Annotated in this window: 21 protein-coding genes; 4 read left to right on the top strand and 17 right to left on the bottom strand. The window is 40.8% G+C overall.

The features are described from left to right. The first annotated feature begins 210 nt into the window (after positions 1 to 210). On the top strand, positions 211 to 678 hold the full coding sequence (locus J8L98_RS10060) for an RNA-binding protein (protein WP_210996302.1): 468 nt from the start codon (positions 211 to 213) through the stop codon (positions 676 to 678). On the opposite strand, the gene murI is transcribed toward J8L98_RS10060, so the two are convergent. Together murI and J8L98_RS10070 are read right to left on the bottom strand one after the other, a co-directional pair. Further along, positions 668 to 1,456 (bottom strand): glutamate racemase, encoded by a 789-nt coding sequence (gene murI / locus J8L98_RS10065; protein ID WP_210996303.1) that lies wholly within the window; start codon positions 1,454 to 1,456, stop codon positions 668 to 670. The genes J8L98_RS10060 and murI overlap by 11 nt on opposite strands. 73 nt (positions 1,457 to 1,529) lie before the next feature. Then, positions 1,530 to 2,624 (bottom strand): DUF5610 domain-containing protein, encoded by a 1,095-nt coding sequence (locus J8L98_RS10070; protein ID WP_210996304.1) that lies wholly within the window; start codon positions 2,622 to 2,624, stop codon positions 1,530 to 1,532. Between the two features lie 186 nt (positions 2,625 to 2,810). Between J8L98_RS10070 and trmA the strand changes: the two genes are divergently transcribed. Then, positions 2,811 to 3,908, top strand: a complete 1,098-nt coding sequence (trmA, locus tag J8L98_RS10075) for a tRNA (uridine(54)-C5)-methyltransferase TrmA (protein ID WP_210996305.1) — start codon at positions 2,811 to 2,813, stop codon at positions 3,906 to 3,908. 9 nt (positions 3,909 to 3,917) lie between these two features. Here the strand turns inward: trmA and J8L98_RS10080 are convergent, their stop codons facing one another. The 5 genes from J8L98_RS10080 to ccoG form a co-directional block, all read right to left on the bottom strand. Continuing rightward, positions 3,918 to 4,373: a DUF523 domain-containing protein gene (locus J8L98_RS10080; RefSeq protein WP_210996306.1), complete on the bottom strand. Its 456-nt coding sequence runs from the start codon at positions 4,371 to 4,373 to the stop codon at positions 3,918 to 3,920. 59 nt (positions 4,374 to 4,432) lie between these two features. Next, positions 4,433 to 5,062 (bottom strand): thiol:disulfide interchange protein DsbA/DsbL, encoded by a 630-nt coding sequence (locus tag J8L98_RS10085; RefSeq protein WP_210996307.1) that lies wholly within the window; start codon positions 5,060 to 5,062, stop codon positions 4,433 to 4,435. 15 nt (positions 5,063 to 5,077) lie between these two features. Beyond that, positions 5,078 to 5,701: a thiol:disulfide interchange protein DsbA/DsbL gene (locus J8L98_RS10090; protein ID WP_192508989.1), complete on the bottom strand. Its 624-nt coding sequence runs from the start codon at positions 5,699 to 5,701 to the stop codon at positions 5,078 to 5,080. A 15-nt stretch (positions 5,702 to 5,716) separates the two neighbouring features. Then, positions 5,717 to 6,691, bottom strand: coding sequence for a serine/threonine protein kinase (locus tag J8L98_RS10095; RefSeq protein ID WP_210996308.1), 975 nt, complete (start codon positions 6,689 to 6,691; stop codon positions 5,717 to 5,719). A 67-nt stretch (positions 6,692 to 6,758) separates the two neighbouring features. Continuing rightward, positions 6,759 to 8,186, bottom strand: coding sequence for a cytochrome c oxidase accessory protein CcoG (ccoG, locus tag J8L98_RS10100; protein ID WP_210996309.1), 1,428 nt, complete (start codon positions 8,184 to 8,186; stop codon positions 6,759 to 6,761). 281 nt (positions 8,187 to 8,467) lie between these two features. On the opposite strand from ccoG, the gene J8L98_RS10105 reads away from it, so the two are divergent. Together J8L98_RS10105 and J8L98_RS10110 are read left to right on the top strand one after the other, a co-directional pair. Beyond that, complete coding sequence (locus tag J8L98_RS10105) at positions 8,468 to 8,815, top strand: hypothetical protein (protein ID WP_210996310.1); 348 nt, start codon at positions 8,468 to 8,470, stop codon at positions 8,813 to 8,815. 11 nt (positions 8,816 to 8,826) lie between these two features. Next, positions 8,827 to 9,030: a hypothetical protein gene (locus J8L98_RS10110; RefSeq protein ID WP_192508993.1), complete on the top strand. Its 204-nt coding sequence runs from the start codon at positions 8,827 to 8,829 to the stop codon at positions 9,028 to 9,030. A 197-nt stretch (positions 9,031 to 9,227) separates the two neighbouring features. On the opposite strand, the gene J8L98_RS10115 is transcribed toward J8L98_RS10110, so the two are convergent. The 10 genes from J8L98_RS10115 to gspF form a co-directional block, all read right to left on the bottom strand. Further along, positions 9,228 to 9,821 (bottom strand): UPF0149 family protein, encoded by a 594-nt coding sequence (locus J8L98_RS10115; protein ID WP_210996311.1) that lies wholly within the window; start codon positions 9,819 to 9,821, stop codon positions 9,228 to 9,230. 2 nt (positions 9,822 to 9,823) lie between these two features. Beyond that, a complete protein-coding gene (locus tag J8L98_RS10120; protein ID WP_192509207.1) occupies positions 9,824 to 10,582 on the bottom strand; it encodes a type II secretion system protein N in 759 nt (252 codons plus the stop codon). A gap of 2 nt (positions 10,583 to 10,584) precedes the next feature. Then, positions 10,585 to 11,058: a type II secretion system protein M gene (locus tag J8L98_RS10125; RefSeq protein WP_210996312.1), complete on the bottom strand. Its 474-nt coding sequence runs from the start codon at positions 11,056 to 11,058 to the stop codon at positions 10,585 to 10,587. Next, on the bottom strand, positions 11,055 to 12,263 hold the full coding sequence (gene gspL / locus J8L98_RS10130; protein WP_210996313.1) for a type II secretion system protein GspL: 1,209 nt from the start codon (positions 12,261 to 12,263) through the stop codon (positions 11,055 to 11,057). The genes J8L98_RS10125 and gspL overlap by 4 nt, the downstream gene beginning before the upstream one ends. Next, positions 12,260 to 13,240 (bottom strand): type II secretion system minor pseudopilin GspK, encoded by a 981-nt coding sequence (gene gspK, locus J8L98_RS10135; protein ID WP_210996314.1) that lies wholly within the window; start codon positions 13,238 to 13,240, stop codon positions 12,260 to 12,262. The genes gspL and gspK overlap by 4 nt, the downstream gene beginning before the upstream one ends. Continuing rightward, a complete protein-coding gene (gene gspJ / locus J8L98_RS10140) occupies positions 13,237 to 13,878 on the bottom strand; it encodes a type II secretion system minor pseudopilin GspJ (protein WP_210996403.1) in 642 nt (213 codons plus the stop codon). Before gspJ ends, gspK begins: the two co-directional genes overlap by 4 nt. 2 nt (positions 13,879 to 13,880) lie before the next feature. Further along, entirely contained in the window at positions 13,881 to 14,255 is a 375-nt protein-coding gene (gspI, locus tag J8L98_RS10145; RefSeq protein ID WP_192508998.1) for a type II secretion system minor pseudopilin GspI, read from the bottom strand. Next, positions 14,252 to 14,839: a prepilin-type N-terminal cleavage/methylation domain-containing protein gene (locus tag J8L98_RS10150; RefSeq protein WP_210996315.1), complete on the bottom strand. Its 588-nt coding sequence runs from the start codon at positions 14,837 to 14,839 to the stop codon at positions 14,252 to 14,254. The genes gspI and J8L98_RS10150 overlap by 4 nt, the downstream gene beginning before the upstream one ends. Before the next feature lie 14 nt (positions 14,840 to 14,853). Further along, the gene (gene gspG / locus J8L98_RS10155; RefSeq protein WP_192509000.1) at positions 14,854 to 15,279 is read right to left on the bottom strand and encodes a type II secretion system major pseudopilin GspG; all 426 of its coding nucleotides are present in this window, start codon (positions 15,277 to 15,279) and stop codon (positions 14,854 to 14,856) included. A 62-nt stretch (positions 15,280 to 15,341) separates the two neighbouring features. After that, positions 15,342 to 16,568, bottom strand: coding sequence for a type II secretion system inner membrane protein GspF (gene gspF / locus J8L98_RS10160; RefSeq protein ID WP_210996316.1), 1,227 nt, complete (start codon positions 16,566 to 16,568; stop codon positions 15,342 to 15,344). Between the last annotated feature and the right edge of the window lie 2 nt (positions 16,569 to 16,570).

Genomic DNA, 16,570 nt, shown 5'->3' on the forward strand with positions numbered 1-16,570 from the left:
ATCCTTTTTTTGATCAAGCCTTTTTTTAAACTTTTTGTTCGTTCGAACAAAAAAAAAGCAAAGTTCGCAATATTTTCCATTTTCGCTTACTTTTAATGCAGTATTCTTCGTTAATTGCAGTTTTATTATTGCGAAGTTTATATATATCGCTAATATAGCCACTCGTTTTGTTAAATTAATGTTTATCCCCTGTTTATTGGTAGATCAATTATGAAATCATCGGATCAAAAGCCTTTTATAATCACCATTGCACTTGCTGTACTTGGTTTTCTTACGTTGCAATTTGTTTTTCCTAATATTGCATTAAGCGCACCTATCTTATTTGCTGCTGGTATTCTTTTTGGAGGTTTAGTTGTTATATTTACTTCTAATGAGCCGCAAGAAGCAAAGCAAGAAGTTAAAACTAAAACTCTCTACGTGGGCAATTTGCCTTATAAAGCCAATGAAGGCATCGTACGAGAATTATTTTCAGAACAAGGACAAGTTTTTAGCGTTCGTCTATTAAAAGACAAAAACACAGGTAAACGTCGTGGTTTTGGCTTTGTAGAAATGGCTGAGCAAGATGCTGACAAAGCTATTTCAGCATTAAACGACCAAGAGTTCCAACAAAGAACACTTAAAGTAAGAGCTGCAAAACAAAAGCAGTATGATGCGGAAGAAGAAGAGGCTAATAGCTAAGGTTTAACTGCAAGATGACACGATCATCAGATCTTACTTTATCAGGAGCCGTTGCATAAAATTGTAATGGCTTTTTTATTCTCTCTTCGCTGGACCCTTTTGTATTATTTGGAGGTGCCAAAATAGACAACACACGTCGAGCAATTGCCTCTCCTGAATCCACAAGTTTAACGTTACTGCCATAAAATGATGCCAAAGCAGCTTTTAAAATAGGGAAATGCGTACAACCAAGTACAATGACGTCTACACTCTGAGCAATATTGAGTGTTTGAAGTTCAGAAAACACCATATTATTGTCAAGCTCTTGTTGCCAATAAGCAGCTTCAGCTAACGACACTAAAGCGGTTGAATGATGTGAGTCAACTTTACAATTCTGTGCAAACTCCTCAATGAGTCCGTACGTATATGCATTGCTTGATGTTGCGGGCGTTGCCAACAAGGCGATATGCTTTGAGCTACTCAGCAATACACCGGGTTTGATCGCTGGTACGACCCCAACAATTGGAATATTCGTTAATTGACGTGTTGTATTTAGTGCTGCGGTTGACGCCGTATTACATGCAATAACAATGAGATCCACTTGAAGATCTAATTCTTTAATGCGTGTAACTAACGCTGCAAGTCTCGATTTAATAACAGCTTCTGATTGTAAACCATACGGTAATAGTGCGTTATCCATCACATAACTAAATTGTGCATGTGGGAGCTTAGATTCAAGATGCTGTAAAATACTGGTTCCACCAATCCCCGAATCAAATACCAATACATGTGGTGACACAACTATACTCCGCCATTATAAAGTGACGTGCAGTGTGCCACGCACAAAGCAGAAAATGAATCCCTAATTATCGCTAACGCTCTTGAGGCTTATTCAATTGCGTAAAAAAACCCTCAGCATAATCTAAAAAATTATTAAGCCTATCTTGACCATGATTCATCCATTCCAAAATATCTGGCAGTTGGCTCTCTAATCCAAACGACTTTGCACTTTCATTGATCGTTTCTAATTGTTTATCTAGAGGTTGTAGTGCTTTCTCTAAATCTTTAAGCGGATTACTTTGTTGATATTGGCTAATTGCCGCAGTAGTTTTAGTCTGTCTCAAATCCATCGTAAAGTTAGCTATTTGATCACTGCCTATATTCAACTCTTTTGCTTTGTCGAATGCTTCATCATAATCGCCGCCGAAGAAAGAGTCGCTGACGTCTCGAATATCTTTCATCATCTCATTAATGGCTTTTTGCTCATCTTCGTTCAGATCTCCGTTCACACTGATCGAAAAGCTCACTTCTTGCCTATTTTGCTCAGCATACGCAAAGCCTTCTCGGTTGCCCTCTTTTGCATAACTCGCACCTTGGCTCTGAGAATAAGCGTCACTAAAAGTAATTTGTACTTCATCCCCTTCTGCCGTCGTAAAAGTATAATCAGCTTGGTTTGCTAAACTCGCATATTGCGCTGCACTTACTGACATTTTATCTGGTTGAGGTTCAAACAATGACTTTTCGAATTCATCTAAGCCATTAAAAATACCCTCTTTAGACTTCGCAATACCTTCGCCAATCTCATCATTAAAAATACTACTTTCTTTTAGCTCATCCGTTGCTTCGTCTATGCCCATCAGCACACCTTTGCGCGCCTCCCCTAGCATATTTCGTAGTTCGTCATCGTCTTTACCGTCTGCTTTAGCTTTGTTAACTGCGCCTTTCACAAAATCCAAAACATTTTTGACAATCGACTCAAAGTCAAACAGCGGCTTCTCTTTTTCAGGTTTTTTCTCAATACCAAGAGCTTCAGCAAGCTTGTCGTCTAAAAACTTTGCAGCCAATTTACTTTTGTCTCCAGAGTAACTATCTGCATTATTCTGAATGGTCGGCATAAATGGTTTGCTATTACCTGCTCTAAACGAGCTAGCAGGGTTAAGTAATTGATTAAGTTGTCCTATTTTCATGATGTGGCTCCACACGGTGAAACTAGTAGGCTAAAAGAGCCAACTACAATGCCTTCATTATCGGCAGATTTAAATAAAGCTTAAGTTATTTAGTATAGAAAATAAGCGCGTTTTTCGCGATACACTGGACAAATCTCTAACGGTGCCTAAAATAGCGCGTCTCTATACAGTAAGGTAATTCTGATCATGGCCGTCATAACAATTGATACTTCCACTTATGCCCAGCAACTTGAAGAAAAGCAGCAGCGCATTTCTCAACAATTCGCGCGTTTTGATGCTCCTGATTTAGAGGTATACGATTCTCCGAAAACACAGTATCGCCAACGCGCTGAATTTAGAGTATGGCATGAAGGTGATGATCTATACCACATCATGTTTGATCAAGCGACGAAACAGAAAATACGCGTTGAACAATTCGATCCAGCTGCCCCCCTTATCAGTGAGTTAATGTCCGTTATGATGGACAAATTACGTCACAATGAAATACTACGTCGTAAGCTGTTTCAGATTGATTACCTATCTACGCTAAGTGGAGAGATTCTCATTAGTTTACTTTATCACAAACCACTAGACGAACAGTGGCAAGCAGCAATGGAGACGCTACGGACTGAATTAAAGCAAACCTATAAAGTTGATTTTATTGGGCGTGCGAGAAAACAGAAAGTGATCTTCGAACATGATTATGTGACCGAACAATTAAATGTCAATGGCCAGACCTATATCTACCAACAAGTTGAGAATAGCTTTACCCAACCTAATGCCGTTGTGAATGAGAAGATGCTCGCCTGGGCACAGTCACTCTGTGTACCATTAGAGAACGATTTACTTGAGTTATATTGTGGTAACGGGAATTTTTCGATTGCTCTGGCTGGTAGTTTTAATAAAGTGCTCGCAACAGAAATATCTAAACCGTCAGTTCACTCAGCACAATTTAATATTGCCGCAAATAAGGTAAACAACTTGGATATCTTACGAATGTCTAGTGAAGAATTTACCCAGGCGATGAAAGGCGAGCGTAGTTTTTCGCGATTAAATGGCATTGAACTTAAAGATTACAACTGTCAAACAATCCTAGTTGACCCACCCCGAGCAGGCATGGACGAACTAACCTGCCGTCTTGTCGCCAATTACGACAATGTGATTTACATTTCATGTAACCCAGACACACTCGAACGTGATTTAGAGTTACTCTGTGAAACGCATAGTGTTTCGCGTATCGCTATTTTTGATCAGTTCCCATACACCCACCATGTTGAGTCAGGTGTATTTCTACAACGTAAATAAGCGCTTTCATTAAAGTGATCTCAGCGCTTTGCTCAGTGCTGGGATCTGCTCCTCACTAAAAACACGAATACCATTTTGCTCTAAGAGCTTCGCAGTCCAACCCATGCCTGCAACTTTATTACCTGTAAACGACCCATCATAAATCGTATTTCTGCCGCATGATGGGCTCGACTCCTTCAACAAAGCAAAACGTATATTGCTTGCTAAACAGTGAGCTAAAGCCAATTTTGCACCTCTTGCAAATTCATCTGACACGTCAACTCCTGATACAGTAATTATCTGTGACATCAAAATTTCGGCTGCGTCTCTAGGAGTAGGTAACCCACCGGCCACCTCTGGACAAAATGATACCACGCGTTGTTGCTCACACAGCTGAGAGATAAACGGGTCGCTCAGCCGCTGTGCCTGACCATCATATCGAACCGGCTGCCCAAGCAAACAACTCGACACCAAAACCTTTTCCATCGTGACTCTCCTAAACAAAAAACCCCGCTTATGCGGGGCTTTTTAAGTCTAACAAATATTTACTTTGCAGCAAGGTAATTGATTAGTTCACTAATTTGCTCTGGTGTGGTTGTTTTAGACTCGCGTAAACGCAGCTTATATTTACCATTAACAATAAAAGTAGGAACGCCAGTCAAAGCACGCTTATCTTGCATTTGCTTTTGCATTCTGACCATTTTCGATGCTTTTGTACGTACCGAAAAGCTCTTATACAGTTTATCAAACTTCTCACCATCAACGCCTTGCGCGACAAAAATATCTTTCATATCAGCAAGTTCATTAATTTTACCGCGCGTACCGTGTAAATGAGTGAAAATAGCAGTCACGATTTTATCTTTTTGTGGCAGCACCTCTGCGGTAGCTAACGCATTGCTCATAATTTTCTGCAATTTTTCATCTCGCGTACCAACAAAGTCAACATGGCTTTTTTTGAACTTAACACCTTCATTTAGTTTCGGCTTAACTTTAGCAATCAAGGGTTCAAATGCATTACATGCTGGGCAATAGAACGAAAAGTACTCCGTTACTTCTGGTTTTTTAGTACTGCGTTCTGAGATCACTTCATAATGAACGCCCTCTTCAAATACAGCCGCATTGGCCAGCATAGGCATCATCATCGCTATCGCTGCCGCTTTAATTACTTTTAACATTAAATTCTCCAATCCTTATTTTTTTAATAAGTGTTTTACTAAGTCATTTAATTCGTCTTGGCTTTGTAACTCACTCACATTAATTTTATATTTATCATTTACTATAAAAGTAGGTACACCTGTTAGCGCTCCCGCCTTTGAAAACTTTTCTTGTGCATCTTGCATCGCTTTTTCTTCACTGATCACTGGCATGGTTGCTAATGCGGCGTCAAACTGTGCGCCCGTAATACCATTCACCTCTAATAACTTCTTTAAATCAGTAATGTTATCTAATGGCACTTTTTTCACATGAATACTATCGAACAGTTTCGCAGCAATATCATCACCCTTACCGGCATTTTTAGCCACAATGTAGGCATAACTTAAGTTACTTTGTACGTCTGCAGACAAGCCACCAAGGAAATTTACATGACTTTTTTCAAACACAGCCCCTTTTGGTAAATTATCCGCTAAAGCCTTCGCTACAGGTTCAAAACGAAAACAATGAGGACAATAAAATGAGAAAAATTCAGTTACCTTTGGTGAGGCACTTTTTTCAGTGGTCAGTGTTTGGTAATGTTTACCATCCGTAAAATCGGCTGCCATAACAAATAAGGGCAAACAAAATAATAATACTGCAAATTGTAATTTCTTTAACATCGGTCTCTCTCAAATTTATGGAATTAGTTTTATAGCGGGTTCATTTAATACCGCATATTGTTCTTTTAACGCTAAGACCTGCTGCTCCCAGTATTTGTCTGTAGCAAACCACGAAAAGTTCCGTGGAAATGCAGGATCTTGCCATCGAGTCGCAAGCCAGCCCATATAATGCACCATTCGCATCGCTCGTAAAGGTTCAATCAAACCTAATTGACGGTGATCAAAACTTTGAAATTCTTCGTAGCCACACAGAAGTGTATCTAACTGCATCGCTTTTTCTTGTCTATCTCCATTTAACATCATCCAGAGATCTTGAATCGCTGGACCTTGTCGACAATCATCTAGGTCGACAAGTAACAATTTATCATTTGACCACAAGATATTGCCAGCATGACAGTCTCCATGCAAACGGATTTGGTCAGTTTTATAATATGTTTGTTCCGTTTTATCTATCAGCTGATCTAATATTGTCAAAAAAGGCGTTTCCATATATTTTGACAACAACTGGCTAGATAAAATAGCCTCTCGGGCATGATGTAAATAATCTTGTGTGTTAACTGTTGGCCTATGAGTGAACACATGATTTCCTGCAACACTATGTAAACGACCAATATAGCGCCCTAGCATCTCAAGCTGATCTAAGTTATCCATCTCAAATTGTCTTCCCCCCACACTTGGAAACAGCGTAAAACGGTAACCTTGATATTCAAATAAACTGGTGCCATCTCGCACAATTGGCGCAACTACAGGAACTTCAGCTTCAAGTAGATTAAGAGAAAACGAGTGCTCCTCATGTATTTGCTCGTTAGTCCAACGCTGGGGTCGATAGAACTTAACAACATAGCGGCAATTATCATCTGCTTTAAATTGATAGACTCGATTTTCGTAGCTGTTCAATGCTAACAAACCCGATTCTGGATAAATGCCAATGCTTTCTATCGCATCGAGAATTAAGTCTGGTGTTAAATTGGCAAAGCTAAATTCACTCATAGTACTCTCAAATATTAAAAAAGCGGGGTTAACCCCGCTTTTAACTCATACTAGGTAGTGTACTGAATTATCTTCCTTTAAAGAAGTTAGTCTGTTGTGATAACTGCTGTTCTGGGTTATCTATTGGCGCAATAACGAATGTAAACTCTGTTACTGGCTTGTTTAAGTCATACGGATCAATGATCACTGATAAAGGTAAATTCATAGAGCGGCCCGCTTCGACATGAAGTGATAATTTACCAATAACTTGGTAATGACTGAGCCCTTTAATCTCAACAGTATATGTTTGCGCGGATTGTGCTTTATTAATCACTTTTAGTGTGTAGGTATTTTCTACTAAGCCATCAAAGTTAACCCGATAAAGTTGATTTCGATCGCGAATAATATCTAGCTCCATCGGTTTGCGCATAGCAATATTCATCACTAATGCTGCACATAAAACGATGAGGATGAGCAAGTACCCAACCAATTTCCCTCTGATGGGCTTAGTGCGTTCCGCTGAGCTCTCTAAATTCCGCTCTGTTGTGTAAGAAATAAGACCCGGAGCATAGTTCATTTTTTCCATTACGCCATCACAGGCATCTATACATGCCCCACAATTGATACACTCATATTGCAACCCGTTTCGTATGTCTATCCCTGTTGGACAAACTTGTACACACAAATTACAGTCAATACAGTCGCCAAGTTCTAACTCCTTTGGATCTTGCTTACGAGAACGAGGACCTCTCGACTCACCTCTGGCTTCGTCGTAACTTACCGTGAAAGTATCTTTATCAAACATCGCTGACTGAAAACGTGAATAAGGACAAATATGTAAACACATAATTTCTCTCATCCACCCTGCATTGCCATAAGTACAAACCGTAAAAACAGCAATACTCCAAAAGGCATAGCTGCTTGCTGTCAGCGCCAATAACTCAGGTAATAACGTACGAATAGGCGTAAAGTAGCCTGCAAACGTAATTGCGGTATACAATGAAAACAGCACCCAACTAATATGCTTAGCGGATTTTCGCCAAAATTTATCAAAGCTCATTTCTCGTTGATCGAGTTTTTTACGCTGATTAGCTTTGCCCTCAAACTTTTCCTCAAACCAGATAAAAATGAATGTCCATACCGTTTGCGGGCATGTATAACCGCACCATACGCGACCATAGAAAGTCGTGACCAAAAACAAAGCAAATGCGGCAATCATTAAAATAAAAGCCAAAATAGTTAAATCTTGGGGGAGCAGTGTTAAGCCAAAAATATTGAACTTTTGCTCAAACAAATCAAATAATACCGCTTGCTGTCCATGAAAGCTGATCCACGGTAACGCCATAAATGCCAGCATGCCAATAAACCCGATTCTTTGCCGTAGTAACTGATGTAATCCTTTCACCGCACGTACATAAATACGATTACGAGGGTTGAATCTATCAGGTTGGAGGTCATCCGGTTTCTGTATTTTGACCTCGGATGGGATATTCTTAATCTTTATTTGCTTGTCCATCTAAGCTCCTTAAGCCGCTACGATCGACAGGTTACTTGCTACAGTGACCCTATTATTCATATGGATATTATAAGCAAGCTTAGTAAGTTATGGATACAAAATCACACAAGAATCTCTAAACTGAGCAACACTTTACGATAAAACGATGCGCTTGGTGGTTAATTAATAAATAAAATGGCATTATTTGATCCAGTCTCTGAGCACTAAACTTGCTTTTAAAAGCAGCATTTTATTACACTAATAGCCGCAATTAAGCTATCAAGATCAAGGTTACTACCGCTATGAAGAAATTTTTACTACTCGTGATCATTATATTAGGGCTATTTACCATTGATCACCCGTCGATTAAAGGACCTCGCGACACACTACTAAATCAAGGGATAGATGTATTAAGCGAGTCCAGTAAAATAACACGCAGCCCTGCGGCACAACAAGCGAGGGAAAGCGTTACACGCACTGTCTCTCTAAGCACTCAAGAACAAAATTACATTAATGAAGCACTGGCCACCGATGAAAAATTACGTGAATTTCATTTACGTTATTGCGAAGAAAATGGCGTCAACCTTGACTTATACGCGCCTACTCTCATGCAGGTATGTAACGTTACTAGCAGTATATTGAATAAATAAAAAGGCAGATAATGGACTTTAGTCAATTAAATAAGCAGCGCGCGCACTCTTTCGATAAGCAACGCACTATTCTAAAAAAGCTGGGGAAAGGCAAAACTATTTTATGTGAAACGTGCCAACAGCCATTAACGCTTGATCTGGCGACAAGTAACACTCAACAGGGCATTATTTGCTGCGCTCAAGGCTGCACACATATTGAGTTAGAATTAGGTTAGTTAACCTCAGCTCTGGATGATCGACTTTGCCCAATAAAGCTATTTTTCTCACTCTCGGCGTTGCGTTCATTTGTAATAGCCCGCTATTACTGCATAAAAGCGCCTTGATGTTGAACAAAATACCATCATTGGATTGTACGTAAGTTTGTTTACAAAACATTTTCTATTCCAAAACCCTTACCCAAACCTGAGGTTAGTTAAAAGTCATTCTCAGAGTCATATAAACCACTACTTATTGCGGTGGCTTCAATTAACTGTGCATAGCCACCCGCAAACTCGCCCGCCAGTTGCATTTGTTGTTGGATAAATAATGTCATATCGGTATGTGTTTGCTGACAATATGTTTTAACTTGCGACTCTTCTAAGGTAAAAAAGCTCAGTTGCTCAGTAGACATTTGTAAAGCTTGTTTCAACTCTTCACTGACTTCTTGGGCATGTATGAGTCGCTCATAATAAGGGGTAACCCCCAATAAAAACCCTCGACTCCATTGCTGACAATCAAGGTAATGAGTGTCTTCATGCCACTTTAAACAAAAGCAATCGCTATAAACTTGCTCACTAATGTCATGATGTAATGCCATTAATGCAAAGACCACGTCTTCAGAAATCGCATCATCTTCGGCGGTGATTACCTTCATCCATTGTTCAACTTCCGTTGCATCTGGTGAGCAAATTTGAGCAAAAAAATAACCAGCCACCTGTTCTAAATTAAATGCCGTATCACGCGTTGAAAAATACTGATTTAACACCGCTTGTTGCTGTGCAGTATATTTAAAATCAATGCCATCCATAATTATAAGTTCACCGGATAACGGCCATCAGAGTCTGGTCTACCAAGAAACTTTACCGCATCGTGCACTTCTTTTGGTAAAGAGGCCTGTGGCTTTATATTTCCTGCTACACGGAACTGAAAATGCTCTGCAAGTGTCGCATCCGCCTGTAAGCCTAGTGAATTATCTGGATCAACCAAAACCGAAATATTACCTGATTTACAACTCAAAGACCCGCCTAAAGCTCCAATGTCAAACCAACCACTGAGTCCTTGTACGCTAATACCCGGACTACGGATCTCGCCAGCTAACGCATTGCAATAAGGTGCACCGGTATTGAACGTATCAATATCCAGTAATACTCGTCCTTTCGCCTGTACAGGTAACGGCAGCGTAACTTGAGACATTGCTTGTTCAACGCTAAATCTCACTGTGGTATCACTGAGCTCAATAGATTGATTTGTGAGCCCCACAACGAATTGGCCATTTCCCGAAATCTCCTGCTTGTCTCGGGCATTACCAAAATTAATTTTGCCTTGCAAGTTGCCGGTAAGTAAAGCACTCGCCTGAACATCCCAGCGAACATTATTGAGCTGGATATTATTGACACGAATTTCACTCACTTTACCTTGCCAAACAGTCCCTGATACCGAGCCTATATTTAGCGTAGGCGGAAGCTCTTTTTCTAATAACTGTAAAAGTATCGCTGCCGGCATGCTATAGATTGTAAATACAACAAATGCGAGTACAAACGCCAACAATAGACCCATTATATTTTTCATCATCACTTCTCTAAAACCAATCTGCTAACGCGAACAAATCCGGGTAAATCATCTTGTGCAATATCAAGATTTTCAACCGTTAAGCCATGCGTATTCGTTAACTCATCAATCCATGCAATAAGCTGATTAAATTCAACCGTATCAATATTCACCCGCAGTGAGCCATCACTTGGCTGCATCTTACTAATACTAATGCCATATTTCCCACGAGTTCGATTCACCAATTGTGACAAGTTAACACGGTTCGTATTCTTAGTTGAAGCGCTCGATTTTAAGGTGCCAACACTTGCATTTACCCAAGCAACGAGCTCTTGTTGACGAAGTTTGTCTTTTTTTGCTTTTTCAACGCCCTCGTTTAACGGCCTAAAGATCCCCATCACTAAAATGAAAATAATAAATATACCGCCAGCAACCATCACCAAGCGTTGTTCTTGCTCTTTTAGCGAGTGCCAATACTTCATAGCTTGTTGCTTCATGATTCACCTCTCAAGCGGATCTCACCAATAACCACATCGCCATCATTATTAAGTGATCCTTGCTGCACATTTAAGCCTCGTTGTTCTAAAATCGCTTTTACTTGGCCAAATACCTGAAAGCCACCGGCTTGCGCACGTACTCTCAACTCATTAAGACGACGATCATAGCGTATCGTTTCAGGCGTAAAGCTTTTAACCTCACCATACACGGCAACAAAATGATTTGTGAGCTCTAAAAACCCACCCTGCTCTGAGCCGCTCAATCCCGCTAACTCATTTTTTATTTGCTGTCTTAATAAGTGGGGACGAACCACTTTGCCAGGGAACGCTTTTTGATATACCGTCACAGCTTCAGCCTTGTATGCATCCGCTTGTGACTGCAACATAATTAATTGCGTACTTTTCACCCCAATAAACGACACAACGGCAATACTTGCTGCGATAAGCCCACTGCGCCAATCACGCCACCATTGAGGCTGCTTTTTCTTACCAGCAAATATCCCTTGTCTCAGTGTAAAGCCTTGGTGCTTTAGTTGCTTAGCAAATATTGCCAACGGTAAATCATATTCGCTTTCTTTGGCTACCTTGGGGGCAATATCTGGCAAAGTATCAGCAGGACTGTAATGCGCTATTTCAGCAGGAGCAAGTGCATGTAAATAATCTGCACCCCAGCTCTTTTCAATGGCACTCACCTGCCATTGCCCAAATCTACATAACCATTGATCTGCCAATTCAACCATCGCTAAAGCATTTTCTTCCGGTTCTGGCAATAACAGCGCATCAGGCACAATGCTATGTAACTCAATTTCGGCGGAATCAAATATCTCCAGCCAATCTTGTAGCCACTTTTGATCACATAAAGCAATTTGAATACTGTGTTGATCACCATCAGTGACGGGCTTACCTATGGCGATAAAAACATCATCAACATCACAGGCCAGCTGCTCTTCAAGCATAAATGGCAAAGCTTGTTCTAGCTTACGGTTCCATTTAGTGGGCAATGCCACTGACTTGAGCTGCACCTGTGAACTCGGTAATAGCAACACGGTATCTCGTGGTGCTGCTTTTTCTGTCAGTGCACCTATCTCTGCACCCTTTGCCAGTTCACCACTGGCGATTATTTGCTCATCATGCGTTGAAAAGATCAACCAATGCACTGAGTTTTGGTGTGACTGTCCGACTCGGATCACCAATTTTTCTGTCACTGTACGCCTCCAAATTTGCGCGCTAGTATAGTCGCCTGACCTTGGTTTATTTGTATAATTGAGGTCATAGTAAAAAGCCGTTCATCAAACTCGGCCTTCGCGCGTAACTTAAAATAATTACTATCTACGGTAAATACCTTATCCGATTTACTGTCTTTGGAAGCGCCTTGATTGGCAGCTTCCGTGTAAAACTCATCGACTGAATCAAAGCCCTTTTCTGGCCGCGCTGAAATAATCGCTTCAGCTTCGGACTTAGATAGTCCTTTCATCAACGCACTGAGTAATAAAGCTTGCTCTGATTTAATGGTATTTACATTCACTTTTAATTCGGTATTGCCTGGTATAACACATACATAGGGCAACAGCTTTTTCATTACCAACGGATTAAACCCCTTAATCACCCGTAATTCAGAAACTGAGGCAAGCAAGTTATTGGCTGTCAGATAAGGGGTCCTACGAGACATATATTCATCTTCTTCGGCGCCTGAGCGATATGTAATACTGTCTTGATCCAACCAATCAAACACACTATCTGCTAACGCTTCTTCACTCTCATCTAAGGGAAGGTCTTCAATATTTTTAAGCAGCTCTAATAACGCTTTGTGGGCTGGATTCGTTTGATTGTTCGCTTGATTTTTATCTTTTGGCGCTGCTAACGCGTTCAAATTCAAACAAGCTTGTAAGTCTGTCACTTCCCCACTTAATGTCCCTTGATCAACAGGGTAAGGGACTTCTTCACGTGCCCAAGGCTGATCAAGGTGTACTTTTTCGGTGTCTTCTTTCTTACTTTCCAGTAAGACCTTTTTCACTAATTCTTCTGCACCGTAGCTATACCATTTTGCTTGTTGATGGGTTTGAATATTTTGTGCTCTTTGCACTTGTACCATTAAGTTAGCGGCCATTTCAGCTGCGATTGTCGCAGCCAAAGCGACAATAAATAATACAATGATAAGTGCTGCGCCGCGCTGCTGCTTCATGAGCGATCTCCACTGCTCTGCTCATTCCCACTCTGCTCTTTCCCATCTCCAGGGGTTAAAAATAAACGCCTAATAGGATCTGCATCTTTAAGTTGCAGCGTGACGGCAACCGCCAACGGCAAGGCTTTTTTCTTCCAATCTTCTTGCCATTTTTGCTTATCATCTAAAAACTCAAATTTTAGATCTTCCACATTTTTTAATACGATTTGTGAGCGAGGTTCTGAGCCATCAAGCTCATCCACATAAATTCTATAAATACGCTCTAAGTTATCATCAACCACCCGGTACCCAACGGCTTGTAACTCAGACCTTGGTAATAAGCTAATCGGATTTGTCCAACCATCACGAACAAAGACAATACCATCGTATTGGCTATTCATCTCATAACGCCCGTGAATGATATAACTTTCGTTGCTATCACCTGACTCGTTGCGTACTTCACGCTTGGTCATTTGATTAAAGTCTTGGTCCATTAACCTAAACGTCGTTTGTAATGATTCTAATTCACCAATAACATCCTCAGAGGCTTCTTTGGCTTTCAACGTCGAGTCTAATATTTGATGAGTCGCTAAAATAACAAACGCTAAAATGCCCAGCGCAACCATCACTTCTAATAAGGTAAAACCTCGTTGGCGCATCATCATTTGCCTTTCAACATAAAGGTAGTGAGATCATAAACCGACGTTTGTAATGCTTCATCTTGATAAACGGTGACCGTCACCTTAACGAAACTGGGATCTTCTGTCGCTATCACTGATTGCTGCCAAAACCACTTCTGTCCAGCCAGTTCTTCTTCCCCTTTGGCATTATTCTTCCCTGACCATTTTTTACCACTGGCGCGCATCATGACCATTTGATTTTCCGCGACCCAAGAGGCATAAGTTTGTTCTTCTAACGCGCCAATGTGGGTAATGTGCTCTCCAGTGACCTGCATTGCCGCAATACCTGCCATCGCACATATGCTTAGCGCAACCATCACCTCTAGTAAAGTAAAGCCTAATGTATTCTGCTTCATTCTGGCTCTCGGCGTAAATTAACAGGCGCTACAAACTCACCTTCCACAAAGTAAACGCTTTGTGGGTCGTCATCCAACTCAAGGCTTAGTTGAAAGGCACTGACTTCACCCGATGATAACAAGAGGACTTGAGGTACTTTTAGCTTCTTCAGTTCAAGCAAGCTTTGCTCATCGCCAGTCCCCATTAATGCGCGCCAATTTGATTGCTCTAATAAGTTATCTTGTGCCCAATCTAATCCTTCAATGTTCAAGTTCACCTTGTAATCATCTTCAAATTTAATTGGCTTGTAGAGTTCTTCCGCATCAAAAGCTATCCAGTTTTCCCCATCAAACACTAAAAACTCTAGGGTTTTCTTATCTAGGTGAAACCCAAGTTCAACTTGATTCAGCACCGCAAATTCCGATGCTAAATTGATAATACCATGTGTTCTGAGCGCCTGCTTTTCTAGCTCTTCTTCCATGTCGCCGCCAAAACTATAGGTCACCAACTTGGTCGCAAAAGCAATGATCGTCAGTACCACGAGGATTTCGATTAAACTAAATCCTCGTTGGTATTTATGCGTTAGGGTAGGATGCTTTATCATAATCTATGCGGCTTTTATTGCTGCTCTTCTTGATCCCAGTTACCAATATCATCTTCGGTACCCACTTCACCGTCTGGCCCCATTGAAAAGATATCAATTTTACCCATTTCACCTGGGCTAACTAACTGGTAAGGACTACCCCACGGATCTTCTGGTAATTTAGAAATAAAGCCACCATCAGGGAAACGCTTTGGCACAGGGTCTATTGTTGTTTCATTTACCAATGCTTCAAGGCCCTGCTCTGTGGTAGGGTATTTTTTATTTTTCAACTTATACATACTCATCGCATCTTCAAGTTGCTGAATATCTAAGTGGGCTTTATCAATTTGCGCTTCTTCTTGCTGACCCATGATATTGGGTGCCACAATAGACATGATCATACCAATGATCACAAGTACTACCATCACTTCTAATAGTGAGAAACCTGACTGTTTATTCACAATTTATACCTCAAAAGTTATTAATGTCTTTGTATTTTTATATACATTATCGATATTTTTGACTACAAACCAATTGCTTGGTTCATTGCCATAATAGGTTGTAAAATAGCCATAACAATAAACAGTACGATTACTGCCATGCTGGCAATCATTGCTGGTTCTAACAATGCCAATGACACACTAACCATACTTTCAAATTCACGATCTTGGTTATTAGCTGCTCGCTCCAACATCTGTTCTAATTCGCCTGATTTTTCACCACTGGCGATCATATGTAACATCATTGGCGGGAATAATTTCGTTTGATGTAACGCCGCTCTTAAACTTGCACCTTCACTTACTCGGGTTGCAGCTTCAGCCACAGCAAATTTAATCTTTTGATTCTCCAGTACTTTACCGGCAATTTTCATTCCTTCTAATAAAGGGACCGAACTCGAGGATAAAATACTTAAAGTCCGTGCAAAACGCGCTGTATTGATACTGCGACTGACTTTGCCGATACCGGGTAAAATCATAAGTTGACTATCATACCAAAAACGCACTTTCGGACGCTTTAACGCTTGCTTAATACCAAAAATGCCACCCACAATAATTACGAGACTAATCATCCAATAATTTTGAACAAAGTTACTGGCGGCCATGACCCATTCTGTCGTCCATGGCAATACTTGCTTAGACTTTTCGAAGGTTTTTAATATCTGGGGTACCACAGTACCTAGTAATACAGAGACAATGGCAATCGCAAATATCACCAAAATGGTCGGATAAACCATCGCTTGGGTAATTTGGCTACGCATATGTTGACGTTGTTCAGTGTAATCAGCAAGACGATTCAATACTTGATCTAGGTGCCCTGATTTTTCACCCGCAGCAACCATAGCCCGATATAGGTTATCAAATACATGAGGAAACTCTGACATACCATCAGCAAGGGTGTAACCCTCAACGACTTTAGAGCGCACCGACATCAGCATGCGCTTTAGTCTGGGTTTTTCACATTGTTCAGCAACCGCCATCACTGCGGCTTCAACCGGCAACGATGATTGAATTAATGTCGCAAGCTGACGGGTCACCAATGCCAAATCAGCAACTGAGGGCTTATAACCTCTAAATAGCTGTATTCCCTCAGAAGACTGCTGCTTATCTTTCTCCGCCGCAGGTAATACCTCTAAAGGCATCATGGCTTTTTCGCGCAGCATTTGTCTCACTTGCTTAGCGGTATCCGCCTCTAATATGCCTTTTTTTTCTTTTCCCTTGCCATCCAAAGCTCGGTATTCAAATGCTGCCATGC

The organism is Pseudoalteromonas sp. MMG013, assembly GCF_018100885.1.
In the GTDB taxonomy this organism is placed as follows: Bacteria; Pseudomonadota; Gammaproteobacteria; order Enterobacterales; family Alteromonadaceae; genus Pseudoalteromonas; species Pseudoalteromonas aurantia.